This is a genomic window from Actinoplanes regularis (genome assembly GCF_900188005.1).
GTDB classification, from domain to species: Bacteria; Actinomycetota; Actinomycetes; order Mycobacteriales; family Micromonosporaceae; genus Actinoplanes; species Actinoplanes regularis.
In genome coordinates, this window is the sequence record NZ_FZNR01000009.1 from 25,772 (window position 1) to 37,889 (window position 12,118).

The 12,118-nt window shown below is 70.2% G+C and carries 15 protein-coding genes; 9 read left to right on the forward strand and 6 right to left on the reverse strand.

The annotated features are described in order from the left end of the window. Positions 1-98: 98 nt before the first annotated feature. The 3 genes from CHC09_RS23225 to CHC09_RS23235 are packed head-to-tail and all read left to right on the forward strand — an operon-like array spanning position 99 to position 1,371. On the forward strand, positions 99-560 hold the full coding sequence (locus CHC09_RS23225; RefSeq protein WP_089295298.1) for an SRPBCC family protein: 462 nt from the start codon (positions 99-101) through the stop codon (positions 558-560). Beyond that, positions 557-904, forward strand: coding sequence for an ArsR/SmtB family transcription factor (locus tag CHC09_RS23230; RefSeq protein ID WP_089295299.1), 348 nt, complete (start codon positions 557-559; stop codon positions 902-904). Before CHC09_RS23225 ends, CHC09_RS23230 begins: the two co-directional genes overlap by 4 nt. Before the next feature lie 20 nt (positions 905-924). Next, the gene (locus tag CHC09_RS23235; RefSeq protein WP_089295300.1) at positions 925-1,371 is read left to right on the forward strand and encodes an SRPBCC family protein; all 447 of its coding nucleotides are present in this window, start codon (positions 925-927) and stop codon (positions 1,369-1,371) included. Between the two features lie 314 nt (positions 1,372-1,685). On the opposite strand, the gene CHC09_RS47750 is transcribed toward CHC09_RS23235, so the two are convergent. Further along, positions 1,686-1,916 carry an LLM class flavin-dependent oxidoreductase gene (locus CHC09_RS47750; protein ID WP_275407887.1) on the reverse strand — a complete coding sequence of 77 codons (231 nt, stop codon included), beginning with the start codon at positions 1,914-1,916 and terminating at the stop codon, positions 1,686-1,688. Between the two features lie 161 nt (positions 1,917-2,077). Between CHC09_RS47750 and CHC09_RS23245 the strand changes: the two genes are divergently transcribed. Next, entirely contained in the window at positions 2,078-2,578 is a 501-nt protein-coding gene (locus CHC09_RS23245) for an MFS transporter (RefSeq protein WP_275407888.1), read from the forward strand. 19 nt (positions 2,579-2,597) lie between these two features. Here the strand turns inward: CHC09_RS23245 and CHC09_RS23250 are convergent, their stop codons facing one another. The 3 genes from CHC09_RS23250 to CHC09_RS23260 form a co-directional block, all read right to left on the reverse strand. Next, the gene (locus tag CHC09_RS23250) at positions 2,598-3,584 is read right to left on the reverse strand and encodes a winged helix-turn-helix domain-containing protein (RefSeq protein ID WP_089295303.1); all 987 of its coding nucleotides are present in this window, start codon (positions 3,582-3,584) and stop codon (positions 2,598-2,600) included. Between the two features lie 137 nt (positions 3,585-3,721). Next, positions 3,722-7,423 (reverse strand): S8 family serine peptidase, encoded by a 3,702-nt coding sequence (locus CHC09_RS23255; protein WP_089295304.1) that lies wholly within the window; start codon positions 7,421-7,423, stop codon positions 3,722-3,724. An 89-nt stretch (positions 7,424-7,512) separates the two neighbouring features. Continuing rightward, a complete protein-coding gene (locus CHC09_RS23260) occupies positions 7,513-8,274 on the reverse strand; it encodes an AraC family transcriptional regulator (RefSeq protein WP_089295305.1) in 762 nt (253 codons plus the stop codon). A gap of 73 nt (positions 8,275-8,347) precedes the next feature. Here CHC09_RS23260 and CHC09_RS23265 point away from each other — a divergent pair, with 73 nt between their 5' ends. After that, positions 8,348-8,857 carry a hypothetical protein gene (locus tag CHC09_RS23265; protein ID WP_089295306.1) on the forward strand — a complete coding sequence of 170 codons (510 nt, stop codon included), beginning with the start codon at positions 8,348-8,350 and terminating at the stop codon, positions 8,855-8,857. A gap of 136 nt (positions 8,858-8,993) precedes the next feature. Here the strand turns inward: CHC09_RS23265 and CHC09_RS23270 are convergent, their stop codons facing one another. Further along, positions 8,994-9,407 (reverse strand): AIPR family protein, encoded by a 414-nt coding sequence (locus CHC09_RS23270; RefSeq protein WP_179277241.1) that lies wholly within the window; start codon positions 9,405-9,407, stop codon positions 8,994-8,996. Continuing rightward, a complete protein-coding gene (locus CHC09_RS46500; protein WP_179277242.1) occupies positions 9,407-9,544 on the reverse strand; it encodes a hypothetical protein in 138 nt (45 codons plus the stop codon). The genes CHC09_RS23270 and CHC09_RS46500 overlap by 1 nt, the downstream gene beginning before the upstream one ends. 112 nt (positions 9,545-9,656) lie before the next feature. Here CHC09_RS46500 and CHC09_RS23275 point away from each other — a divergent pair, with 112 nt between their 5' ends. From CHC09_RS23275 to biuH, 4 genes are all read left to right on the forward strand, one after another. Further along, complete coding sequence (locus CHC09_RS23275; RefSeq protein WP_089295308.1) at positions 9,657-9,977, forward strand: ArsR/SmtB family transcription factor; 321 nt, start codon at positions 9,657-9,659, stop codon at positions 9,975-9,977. Beyond that, positions 9,974-10,480 carry an SRPBCC domain-containing protein gene (locus tag CHC09_RS23280; protein WP_089295309.1) on the forward strand — a complete coding sequence of 169 codons (507 nt, stop codon included), beginning with the start codon at positions 9,974-9,976 and terminating at the stop codon, positions 10,478-10,480. The genes CHC09_RS23275 and CHC09_RS23280 overlap by 4 nt, the downstream gene beginning before the upstream one ends. Before the next feature lie 200 nt (positions 10,481-10,680). Beyond that, the gene (locus CHC09_RS23285) at positions 10,681-11,316 is read left to right on the forward strand and encodes a GntR family transcriptional regulator (protein WP_089295310.1); all 636 of its coding nucleotides are present in this window, start codon (positions 10,681-10,683) and stop codon (positions 11,314-11,316) included. A gap of 109 nt (positions 11,317-11,425) precedes the next feature. Continuing rightward, positions 11,426-12,118, forward strand: coding sequence for a biuret amidohydrolase (gene biuH, locus CHC09_RS23290; RefSeq protein WP_089295311.1), 693 nt, complete (start codon positions 11,426-11,428; stop codon positions 12,116-12,118).

Below are 12,118 nucleotides of genomic sequence, written 5' to 3' on the forward strand. Positions count from 1 at the left end.
AATCCTACCGGTCAATCCACACCCATATGCAACCAATGGTTGCACGATGGTGAACCTGCCGCTAGCGTGATGTGCAACCAAAGGTTGCAGGAGGATTGATGGAGATCGGAACCATCGAGCGCGAGCTTTACATCCAGGCCTCACCCGAGGTCGTCTTCGAGGTGGTGAGCAACCCCGAACACGTCAGGCAGTGGTGGCCCGACGACGCGCGCTACGAGGTCGCACCGGGGTCGGCCGGCGAGATCGTCTTCGGCGACAGCGAGGCGGGCGGCCAAGTGGTGGCGTTGACCGTCGTCGAGGCACGTCCCCCGCACACGTTCTCGTTCCGCTGGACCCACCCGGCCGGCGAGACGGCCACGGAAGGCAACTCACTGCTGGTCACGTTCGTCCTGACCCCGTCCGGCGACGGGACGCTGCTCAAGTTCACCGAGACCGGCTTCCGGGAGCTGGGCTGGGAGGCCGCGGCCCTCGAGGAGATGTACCAGGACCACGTCAACGGCTGGAACATGTTCCTGCCGCGACTGGTGCCCTACGCGGCGACGCTACAGGTTCAGCCATGACCAGCCCGGTCGCCGAACTGGTCGACGACGATCTCTGGTCGGCCATCGGCGATCCGACCCGGCGACGGATGCTCGACCTGCTGCTCGCGGGCGCCGGCACCGCCACCACGCTCAGCCAGCAACTGCCGGTCACCCGGCAGGCGGTCGCCAAGCACCTCGACGTCCTCAACCGGGCCGGCCTGGTCCAGGCCACACCGGCGGGTCGCGAGAAGCGGTACCACGTGGACGACGCCCAACTCGCCCGCGCGGCGGCTCAACTCGCGTCGGTCGGCTCCGCGTGGGACGCCCGGCTACGGCGGATCAAGACGATCGCGGAAACCATCCAGCGCACCCAGCACAGCTAACGGAGCACGGAGGATTCGAGATGGCAGACATCCTGCACCGGGTCGGCGTCAAGGACTCGAACCCGCGGGCGGTGTACGACGCATTGACGACCGTCGACGGCCTCGCCGCCTGGTGGACCAAGGAGACGACAGGCAGCGGCGAGACCGGCCGAATGCTGCAGTTCCGGTTCCCGCCGGTCGGCGGATTCGACATGGAGGTCCTGCGGACGCTCCCGGGAGAGCAGGTCACCTGGAAGGTCGTCGACGGTCCCGACGAATGGATCGGCACCACGATCGACTGGAAGCTGCGCCAGGACGGCGACTACACCATCGTCCTGTTCGAGCACCGGGGCTGGAAGGAAGCGGTCGAGTTCATGAACCACTGCAGCACCAAGTGGGCCGCCTACCTGCTCAGCCTCAAGTCCCTGGTGGAGACCGGCAAGGGCGCGCCGGCGCCGGACGACGTACAGATCAGCGACTGGCACTGAGCCGTCGGCCGAGGTCTCGTGGTGGTTACCCGGCCGGGTAACCACCACGAGGCCGAGGACGTTCGAGGGTTCAGCGAAGCACCAGGTTCTCCAGGTACGACGCGAGGTTGCGGCGGGGACCGGGCGGGCCGTCGCGGGCTCGGCGAGATCGATGTAGAGGGACTGGGAGAACGGCTTGATCGTGTCGAGGGCCGCGCCGGCCGCGCGCCAGCGATCGACGACAATTCGCTGCTGCTCGACCGGGCGGGGGTACATCAGCCAGCCGTCACCGTGCTCGGCGATCCACGCCAGGTCCTGACGGCTGTTGCCGGTGATCAACAGGGGGAGACGCGGCCACCGGCCGGCCTGGGGAGCATGCCGGCGTTCTGGAGGGTGCCGTACGGGGTGTTCAGGGTGGGGAAGTCGTCGGCCCAGAGTCGGCGCATCGCGGCGACCGACGCGCGGAGCAGGGTGCCGCTGGCGTCGCGGTCCAGTCCGTACGCGGGAAACTCGACGCCGCGGTCGCCGATGGCCGCGCCCATCACCAGCCGTCCGCCGCTGAGCAGGTCGCGGTCCTGATCGCCGCGTTCCTGCTGATCGAGAAGAACACCGCCAAGCCGCTCGTCCGGCTCGGCTTCCTGGGCAACAGCGCCCTGATCGGCGCGGCCCTGGTCGCCGCCGCGATCCTCGGCACCTACATGAGTTCCAGTTCATCGGCTCGCTCTACCTGCAGGCCTCGCGGGGCTGGAGCCCGCTGGAGATGGCGCTCGGCTTCCTGCCGTGCGGCGTACTGATCGCGGTCATCGCGCCGCGCGCCGGTGTCCTGCTGGGCAAGGTCGGTGCCCGCTGGATGATGTTCCTCGGCTTCGTCGCCTACACGGCGGCCTACCTGCTCTTCCTGCGCATCGACGTCGACTCGGCGTACGCGCCGGTGATCCTGCCGACGCTGCTGCTGATCGGGGTGGCGTTCCCGCTCTCGTTCACCGGCGCGAACGTGGCCGCCACCAGCGGGGTCGCGCCGGAGGAGCAGGGTCTGGCGGCCGGTGTGCTGCAGACCGGCTACCAGATCGGCGCGGCGCTCGTACTCGCCGTGGTCACCGCGACGATGGCCGTGCCGGAGGGGGAACAGCCCACGCTCACCGCGTACCACCAGGGAATGTGGGTGATCGCCGGACTGTCGGTGGTGACCACCCTGGTGGTGGCGCTGCGCTCGCGGGCTGACACCTGACGCGCGGTTCCGGGACTGCTCAGGCCCAGTTGTTGCGTCCGGCGTACCAGCCGAGCTGCATCCGGCTCTGCACCCCGGCGAGATCCATCAGGTGCCGCAGCCGTCGTTGCAAGGTGCGCAGCGAGAGGTCGAGCTGGGTGGCGACCGCCTGATCGGTGAGCCCGGCCAGCAGCAACGCCAGGATCTTGCGGTCCAGCGCGGTCGGCGTGTCCGCCTCCGTGTCCTGGCTCTCCTCGGTGGTCGCACCGTCCAAGGTGGCGACGTCGAGCGGGTGCGCGTGCCGCCAGACGATCTCGAAGAGCGCGTCCATCGCGGTGAGCAGCCCGGCCCGGTGCAGCAGGACCGCGCCGGGCTCCTCGCCGGGGACGGCCGTCAGCGGCACGAGGGCGAGTTCGGCGTCGGCCAGCATCAGTTTGATCGGCAGCGACTCGACGACGCGCACCTCGACGCCCTGGCGCAGCGAGTCGAGGGTCTCGGCGACCACGCCCGGCTCGGCGAGCGCCGGTCGGTCGATCACCACCCGGTAGCGCACACCCTGAGCGACCTGCTGCGACTCCACCGGGTTGGCGCCCGGCGGCACGGCGACGAAGGGGCTGGTGACGAAGCTGCGAACCTCGTGGCGGGCGGCGTGCTGCACCTGGGCGAACCGATGCCGGATCGCCTCGACGCCGGTGACCACCTCGATCAGCTCGCTGATGGTGCGGCCTGCCATCGCCTTGCGGTGCTCCTCGGCAAGGGTGATCAGGGCGAGCTCGGCGCTGCGCAGCTCCGCCCGCCGTTCACTGATCAGCGCGCCGAGCGCGACCGCCGGCGGGGCCGCCGCGTAGGCGCCGTCCGGAGTGGACTTGACCAAGCCGTACGCCGTCAGGTGGGCGAGCGCGGCCGCGACCTCGGCCGGAGACAGGTGCAGCGCGCCGGCCAGCTCGGCCGGACCGGCCTGGGCGCGCGCCGCGAGCGCGCTGTAGACCGCTTCGTGTTCCGGATTCAGGCCCAGCGCGCCCAGCATCGGTGGTCGCCTCCCCTGCACCCGTAGTCGCGGGGAGAGTATGCGCCACGGCGGCGCCTCCCGCCCAGCCGCGTCCACTGTAGGGGAAACGGGGACGGGCCCCGGGACGTCGCCGCCCCAGGGCCCTTCGAGCGGTCTCACCGGAGGCCGTACGCCCGGATGATCTCCTGCGTGATGCCGAAGCCGGCGTCGGTCTTGCCGGTGGCGCGGACCGAGACGAACCCGCCCGGCTGCTTCGGCAGCCGGAGCGTGCCGTTCCACCAGTCCTTGCCCTTGCGCAGGGTCACCGGCTGCCAGGTGGCGCCGTCGTCGTAGGACACCTCCAGGGTCACCGCGGTGACGTTGCCCGTGCTGGGGCCGCCGCCGGCCTGCGGGATCGGCTTGACCCGGATCTCCTCGTTGTGACCGGCCCGCACGTCACCGTGCATGTCGGTGTCGAGGCGGTACTCCATCTGCAGCAGCGCCATCGGCAGGTACCGGTCCGCGTCGTTGGAGCTGGAGACGAAGTCCCACTCGGTGTGCGTACGGGTCGACAGTCGCCACTGCTCGGCCGGGCGTGACGCGTCCAGCACCAGGTGGTACGGCAGTGTCCCGGCCGGCACCACCCTGTTCTGCATGGAGAACTGGTTCTTGTTCTCGTACAGCAGCTTGTCGCCCTGGTACAGCTTCATATTGGCCGGCACGGTCCCGTACTCGAGGTTGCCGCCGTGTTCCAGCACGTCGGCCGACGGGCTCCAGCCCTGCACGTTGATGGTCATGTAGTTGCCCCAGCGGCCGTTCTGCACCGCGAACGTCCGGTTGAACGCCGGCCGGATGGCCGGGGCGAACCAGTTCAGCTGAGTGGTGCCCTTGGCGTACGTGTTGCGGTTCGACGAGTCCGTCCAGGTGCCCTGCCGGTGCGCCTCGGACCAGATCTGTCCCGGGGTCACCCACTCGACGCGGGTGGAGGGGTGCCACTCCCGCTCGGCGAAGCCGAGAGCCGGGAGGAAGGTCACGTCGTACCGGTTGCCGCTGCCCTGCATCGGCTGCGTGACGTTGTAGTAGCGCGCGTCGAGCCGCGCGAGGTCGCTCTGACGCGGACGGTAGGCGAGCGCCTTGTTCGGCACCTTCCCCGAGTAGGTGCTGGTCAGGTCGTAGATGTAGTTCGTGTACGGCACCTGGTTGGTAATGAGGTGCCACTTGCCGGTCTTGGCCAGGGCGATCAGTCGCGCGCCGGCGTCGCGGTGCACGCCTGCGACGGGGATCGGCGAGGCGCCGACCAACTCGTTGAGCACGCCGGCACCATCGTTGACGACCAGCAGCAGTTTGGCCCCGGCGGCCGCGGCGGCCGCGGCCCGGTCCTGGGCGCTGACCGTGCTGCTGCGGGTCACCACCACGGCCTTGCCCTTGGCGTTGAGCGCGGCGTAGTCGGCGGCCGCACCGTTGCCGGCGTAGACGGCGGTCAGGATGTCCCGGCCGGCGGTCATGGTGCTGCCCGGCTGGACGGTGGCGTTGGTGGGCGGCAGTCCGAGGGCGTCCAGGCTCAGCAGCGGTTCACCCGTGCGCCACCGGTTGACCAGCGTGAAAGACCCCTCGGTGACCTGCTCGGTCGGCGACAGGTAGACGTCGTCGTACTTGATCGGCAGCAGGTACGCGTCACGGAAGCTGTCACCGTTCGCGTACCCGACCGTGTAGTCGACCTTGCGCAGGCGGTTCTCGTGGCGCTGCGGCGCGACGATGTCGATCAGCCGCGCCTTGCTCGCGTCCAGGACGACCGTGGCTCCCGCGTCCTTGAGCACCGTCTCCGGATCCACCAGCACGGCGAAGCCCAGCGAGTCGGCCCGCTCGCCCGGGACGTCGAGGAACGACTCCACGGTGTAGGTGCCCGGCGGCATCCGCAGCGTCAGCTCACCCGTGACCGGGTAGAAGTACGGGTCGAGCTCACCGGCCTTCTTGATCACCACGGTCGAGGTGGCGGGCTTGCCGTCCCGGCCGATCAGCTTGACCTTCAGGTCGTACCGCTCGGCCTCCTTGAACAGGCCGAGTGAGGTGCGCGTGACCACGGCACCGGTGGTGGCGTCGGTGCCGACGAGGGTCGCGGCGAAGGCGCCGCCGCCGGGCCTGGTCGGGTCACCGATGACCGGGACGGTCGCCTTGGCGCCGGCGGGCACCGTCACCGAGGAGGCCCCCAGCGAGAACGGGCCCGAACCGGTGATGGCGAGGTTCAGCGTCACGTCGGTGCTGCCCGAGTTGGTGAACGTCACCTGCTTGGTCACCGATGCGTCGGTGGGCTCGTGCGGCCAGTCGAAGGTGCCGAAGAAGACCGTGCCGGTCGCCTGCACCGTGCCACGCACGGCGGCCGCGACGTCGACCCGGCCGGTGCCGACCTGGTACGGGGTGTACTTGGCGGCCAGGCCCTTGGCGCTGCTCATCAGCGCGTCCTTGAGCTGCTGGCCGGTCCACTCGGGGTGCCGCTGGGCCAGGATCGCCGCCGCGCCGGACACGTGCGGGGTCGCCATCGAGGTGCCGCTGATGCTGCGGTAGAGGCCGGTGCCGCTGGTCATCTGCTGGGACCGGGCGGCGTTGATGGCAACCCCGGGGGCGGTGATGTCGGGCTTGAGCCCGCCGCTGCGCGCCAGCGGGCCGGTGCTGGAGAAGGACGCCAGACTGTCCTGCTTGTCGACGGCGCCGACGGTGAGGGCGCCGGCGGCCGCGCTGGGCGAGCCGATGGTCTCCGGCCCGCTGTTTCCGGCGGCGATGACGAACAGGGTGCCGTACTGCGCGGACAGGGTGTCCACCGCGACCGACATCGGGTCGGTTCCGTCGGAGAGAGTCGAGTCGCTGAGGCTCATGCTGACCACGTCCGCCCCGGACTCGGCCGCCCACTGCATGCCCGCCAGCACCCAGGAGTCCTGGCCGGACCCCGAGTTGTTGAGGACCTTGCCGACGATCAGGTCCGCACCCGGTGCGACACCCTTGTTGACGCCGTCGGAGGCGGCGCCGGTGCCGACGATCGTCGAGGCGACGTGGGTGCCGTGGCCGTTGACGTCGGAGGTGTCCTCATCGGGGACGAAGCTGACCTTCTCGTCGATCTGGCCGGCGAGGTCCGGGTGGCCGGCGTCGATCCCGGTGTCCAGCACCGCGACCTTGACCCCGTGGCCGTCGTACCCGGCGGCCCACGCCTCGGGAGCGCCGATCTGCGGCACGCTCTCCTTGAGGTTGCTGGTGACCCGCCCGTCCAGCCACAGCTTCGTAACGCCACTGCCGAGCGCGGCGGGGGCCTTACCCGCGCCCGGCGCGATGCTGGTCCAGAACGAGCGGGTCTGCTTCTTGTCCACCGCCAGCGCCGCGGCACCGACCCGCCGCAGGTCGCGCACCAGTTTGGCGCCCTGTGGCGTGGCGGGGGCGGCCGCGCGCGCGGCGGTGGCCGAGTATGCGCTGATCACCGGCACGGCGCCGGTCTTCGCGTCGTCGTACCCCATCTCGAGCAGGTCGGTGACGTTGAACAGCCGGCTGTCCAGCTTGTTCGCGCTCAGCAGGGGCAGGGCCTCGTCGGGCAGCACGAAGAGGTCGCCGCCGCTGCGCTGCAGGTGCACGCCACCGGGAGCGCCGTCGGGCCGCTCCACGTCGACGGTCTGCGCGTCCTCGGCGGAGCCGGTCACGGTGACCACGTCACCCGTGATCAGGGTGATGGTCTGGGTGGATTCGGTCGTCGCCTTGGGGGGCGTGCCCGGGTCCGCCGCGTTCGCGGGTGTCTGGATCGTGGTGATTCCGCCGGCGATCAGTCCGGCAGCCGCGGTGGCGGCCATCAGTCGGCGCCGCACCGCACCGGGTGCCGAGGACTGCAAGGGGGATGACATGTGAATGTTTCTATAGGTGCGCCAGGGGCTGGTGAATACCTGGCGGTGGCGGAGTCGCGTCAGGGCACAACTCCGCCACCGCTGGAGGCTCAGCCATTCCCGGAAAGCCTGCGGCGCAGCGCGGCCGGTGGAGAACCGGTCTCGTCACGGACCGCCCGGGTCATGTGCGCCTGGTCGGCGAATCCGGCCCGGACCGCGACCGCGGCAAGCCCGGCAGCCCGGTCGGTGACCAACTCGTCGATCGCCGCACGAACCCGCAGGCGGCGCCGGTACGCACTCAACGTGCACCCGGTGACCTGCCGGAACGAGCGGGACAGGTACCACGGGGACCAGCCGGCGGAGGCGGCGAGCGCGGTCAGGCCCAGGCCCGGATCGGTGTGCAGCAGCTCACGCACACCCTCGACCGCCGGATGCGCCGGCCGGGTCACCCGGGACGCCGGCAGCAACGCGGCGACCAACTCCCCCACCAGGTCCGCCCGGTCGCCCGGCAGCGCCGCCACCAGGCGGCGATGGATCAGGTCGGCCGCGGCGGAGACGTGCACCGGGCCGGCGTGCGCGAACCGGTCGGCGAGCTCCGGCGGGATCCGCAGCGAGGTGCACACGTCTCCCCCGCCGGGATGGCTGATCCGCTGGGTCTCCCCGGGACGCTGCAGGTAGCCCGTGGTGACGTCGGCCAGGGCGGCCCGGCCGTCGGCCTGACGGACGAACACCCCGCGCCGCACCAGCACGACCGCGGCGGCGGTCACCGGCTCCTCGGCGCCGTGCCCACCGGAGCAGCGCACCGCGGTGAGGCCGGCCCATCCGGCCGGCTCGGTCCGCTCGGAGATCACCAGCGCCTGGAAGTCCAGCATGGACCGAACGTAGCCCTGGGGTACGACAAGAACGTTCAAGACCGGGACGGGGGTGTACGGGCAGGGTGGACGCATGACACTTCTCGATGAACTCGGAGCCGACCGGCCGTACCAGGGCGAGGAGAAAGCTCTTGATCTTTATGGCCGGCTGGTGGGCACCTGGGACGTCGTCGACCGCAGCCGGCGACCCGACGGCGAGTGGGTCACCGGGACCGTGGTGTGGACGTTCGGCTGGGTGCTGGCCGGTCGCGCCGTCCAGGACGTCATGTGGTTCACCACGCCCGGCCCGGACGGATACCCGCTGCGCACGACGGGCAGCACGATGCGCCTCTACGACCCGGCCACGGACCACTGGCACATCGTCTGGTTCTCCCCGCAGGGCTGGACCAAGACGCTGACCGGCCGCCCGGGCGACGACGGCGACATCCACCAGGAGGGCCGTCTGGACGACGGCACGATCGTCCGCTGGCTCTTCACGGAGCTGACCGAATCGAGTTTCCGCTGGCTGGGCTACATCTCCACGGATGACGGCGAAACGTGGGACCTGGAGCAGGAGATGCTGGCCCGCCGCCGGCCGGACTGACGCCTTCAGCCCGGCAGCACCACGGCACGGACCGCGTCGGCGAAGCGCCGGTTACGGACCATCTCCCCCAGCGGGATACCGGCGGTCGTCCCGACGCTTCGTGGTGAGCTCCCGGTAGTGCGCGGTGGCGTGCGGCTCACCGAGGAACATCGCGGCGTACGCCCGGGTCAGCTGCCCCCCGGTTGACCACCCGCGTCTTCTCCACCTCCGGCCGGGTCGCGTACTGCTTGGAGCGCCGCTCGTACCAGAGGCGATGCGGGGCCGGATGCGCCGCGGACCACTGCTCGAGACTCCGATGGAAGTCCTCCCGGACCGAGAGCTCCTCCTCGCTGACCGCGGTCTGCCGGTTGGTGGCGGCGATGATCCCGGTGATCACGGCCGGAAGGAGCCCGAAGAGCGACTGCTCGACACCGGGCATCCGGGGCAGGGCCAGCTTCTTGGGCATCTCGAAGTTCGCCGCCACGGCCTGGCTGGCCCGGCGGTACAGCTCGCACAATTCGTCCCGGGTCACGCAGCGCACCTCGACCGAGTCGAAACGCTCCGAGCGCATCAGGGTCTTCGGTGGATCAGCACGGCGATCTGGTTGCCGGTGGTGGCGTACCGGACGTGCAGCCGCGTTCGCCCGCCGGAGAACTTCGCGATGTTCGAGTAGCCCGCGTCCAGGCACCCCCGACATCGCCTGATCAACCGACCGGCAGCTTCGCCGTTCGCCCGACGGAACCTCGCCCCACCAGGGACGCTTACCCGGTCGAGGGAACCGGGATTGACATGTGACCGGATGGTCACATAACTTTGCGTCATGACGGACGACGATCGGGTGTTCAAGGCCTTGGCCGACCCGAGCCGTCGCTTTCTGCTCGACCTGCTCTTCGCGCGTGACGGCCGCACGCTCACCGAGCTGGAGTCGGAGCTGGAGATGACGCGGTTCGGTGTCGCCAAGCACTTGCGGGTGCTCGAGGAGGCGGGACTCGTCGTCACACGCCGGTCGGGGCGGGAGAAGTTGCACTTCCTCAACCCGGTGCCGATCCGGCAGATCCACGACCGGTGGATCGACAAGTACACCGAGCACCAGATCACCACCCTCATCGATCTCAAGCGCACGCTGGAGGAAGAGTCATGACCGAGACCAAGGTGTTCCGCATCTGGATCAAGTCGACCCCGGAGAAGATCTGGCAGGCGATCACCGATCCGGAGTGGAACGCGAAGTACGGTTACGCGGCCCCGCAGTACTTCGAGCTCAAGAAGGGCGGCAAGTACCACTCCACCGCCACCCAGGGCATGAAGGACTACGCCTCGGCGAACGGCTTCGAGCTGCCGGACCCGATCCTGGACGGCGAGGTGCTGGAGGCCGAGGCCCCGCGCCGGCTGGTGCAGAGCTGGCGGATGCTGATGGACCCGAACACCGCGGCCGAGGGCTTCACCACGCTCACCTACGAGATCGAGGACTCGGCGCCGGGCGTCTGCCGGGTCACCATCACCCACGACGTGACCAACGCGCCGGCGGTCGCGACCATGGTGTCCGGCACCACGGACGCGGCGGCCGAGGGTGGCGGCGGCTGGGCCTGGGTCCTCAGCGACCTCAAGTCGCTGCTGGAGACCGGGAAGATCCTGGCCGACGCCTGACCGGCGACCGAGCGGCCCCGCGAGAGCGGGGCCGCTCGGCTAGATTCCGCCCCATGGCCGTGTTCTGGTTCGCACTTCTCGGACTGGGAATATCGATGATCCTCGCGGCGATCTGGCTCTCCGTCCGGGACCGACGCCGCGCGGGGCCGGACTCGACGGGCCGCCATCGGGGACCGGAGGGGTCCTGACAGACTGGACCCGTGAGTGACGGGGAGTTGACGGCGTACAGTCTCGTCGAACTCGCCGTCGACCGGCTGCGGCGGGACATCCTGAGCGGGCGCAACGATCCGGGCGAACGACTGGTCGAGGAGCAGCTGACCAAGCGCCTCGGGATCAGCCGGGCCCCGCTGCGCGAGGCGATGCGCCTGCTGGCCGAGCAGGGGCTGGTCGAGCACATCCCGCGGCGTGGCGCCCGGGTGGCCACCCTCTCCGACGATGACGTCCGTGAACTGTACGAGGTCCGCGACGTGCTGGAACGGCACGCGGTCACCACCACGGGCGAGCATCGGGACCTGCTGCGACTCCGGTCCGCACTGGACACGATCCGCGCGGCCACCGACGCCGGCGACCGGCCGGCGCTGGCCGACGCACACCGCCGGTTCCACGTCGAGGTGGTCGCGCTCAGCGGCAACCGGCAGCTAACCGCGCTGTACGAGACGATCCTGGTGCGGATTCAGCTGTACATGGCGGTGAACATGCGCCGCGAGGCGGAGACGGCCCGCGCCTCCGACGGCGTGCACCGGCACGAGCGCCTCTTCGCCGCCGTCGAGCGCGGGGACACCGCGGAGATCCTCACCGCGCTGAGCGCGCACGGGGCCCGCACCTACCTCTCCTAGATCACTCCGGGAAACCCCTCCGTTACACAGAGCGGAACTCGTCGAAACAGAACTGTCGACAATCGACGGCATGGCGTAAAGCTGAACGGCTGTCGAAGGGACGACATCCATGACCGCGACGATCGGGCCCGTGCGGGCCGACCCCTATCCCTGGCCCTACGACGGCGCGGCGCCGGTGAACCGCACCGCGCTGATCTGCGTCGACTGGCAGACCGACTTCTGCGGGCCGGGCGGCTACGTCGACGCGATGGGCTACGACATCGAGCTCACCCGCGCCGGGTTGCCGGCCACCGCCAAGCTCCTGCAGCACGTCCGAGACCTGGGCATGCTGGTCGTCCACACCCGCGAGGGACATGATCCGGACCTCTCCGACCTGCCGGCCAACAAGCGCTGGCGATCGGCCCGGATCGGCGCCGAGATCGGCGGCCCGGGTCCGTGCGGCCGGATTCTGATCAAGGGCGAACCGGGTTGGGAGATCGTTCCCGAGGTGGCCCCGGCGCCCGGCGAGGTGATCGTCGACAAACCCGGCAAGGGCGCGTTCTACGCCACTAACCTTGACCTGGTGCTGCGCACGCACGGCATCACCCACCTGATCCTGACCGGCATCACCACCGACGTCTGTGTGCACACCACCATGCGGGAGGCCAACGACCGCGGGTACGAGTGCCTGATCCTGAGCGACTGCACGGGCGCCACCGATCCGGCCAACCACGCCGCCGCACTGCACATGGTCACCATGCAGGGCGGCGTCTTCGGCTGCGTCGCCACCTCGGACGACGTGATCGCGGCGACGGAGGGCTGA

What these genes read in the sequence shown, in the direction of transcription:
- CHC09_RS23225 (WP_089295298.1), top strand. Translation starts at nt 99, where the DNA reads ATGGAGATCGGAACCATCGAGCGCGAGCTTTACATCCAGGCCTCACCC.
- CHC09_RS23230 (WP_089295299.1), top strand. Translation starts at nt 557, where the DNA reads ATGACCAGCCCGGTCGCCGAACTGGTCGACGACGATCTCTGGTCGGCC.
- CHC09_RS23235 (WP_089295300.1), top strand. Translation starts at nt 925, where the DNA reads ATGGCAGACATCCTGCACCGGGTCGGCGTCAAGGACTCGAACCCGCGG.
- CHC09_RS23250 (WP_089295303.1), bottom strand. Translation starts at nt 3,584, where the DNA reads ATGCTGGGCGCGCTGGGCCTGAATCCGGAACACGAAGCGGTCTACAGC.
- CHC09_RS23255 (WP_089295304.1), bottom strand. Translation starts at nt 7,423, where the DNA reads ATGTCATCCCCCTTGCAGTCCTCGGCACCCGGTGCGGTGCGGCGCCGA.
- CHC09_RS23260 (WP_089295305.1), bottom strand. Translation starts at nt 8,274, where the DNA reads ATGCTGGACTTCCAGGCGCTGGTGATCTCCGAGCGGACCGAGCCGGCC.
- CHC09_RS23265 (WP_089295306.1), top strand. Translation starts at nt 8,348, where the DNA reads ATGACACTTCTCGATGAACTCGGAGCCGACCGGCCGTACCAGGGCGAG.
- CHC09_RS23270 (WP_179277241.1), bottom strand. Translation starts at nt 9,407, where the DNA reads ATGCGCTCGGAGCGTTTCGACTCGGTCGAGGTGCGCTGCGTGACCCGG.
- CHC09_RS23275 (WP_089295308.1), top strand. Translation starts at nt 9,657, where the DNA reads ATGACGGACGACGATCGGGTGTTCAAGGCCTTGGCCGACCCGAGCCGT.
- CHC09_RS23280 (WP_089295309.1), top strand. Translation starts at nt 9,974, where the DNA reads ATGACCGAGACCAAGGTGTTCCGCATCTGGATCAAGTCGACCCCGGAG.
- biuH (WP_089295311.1), top strand. Translation starts at nt 11,426, where the DNA reads ATGACCGCGACGATCGGGCCCGTGCGGGCCGACCCCTATCCCTGGCCC.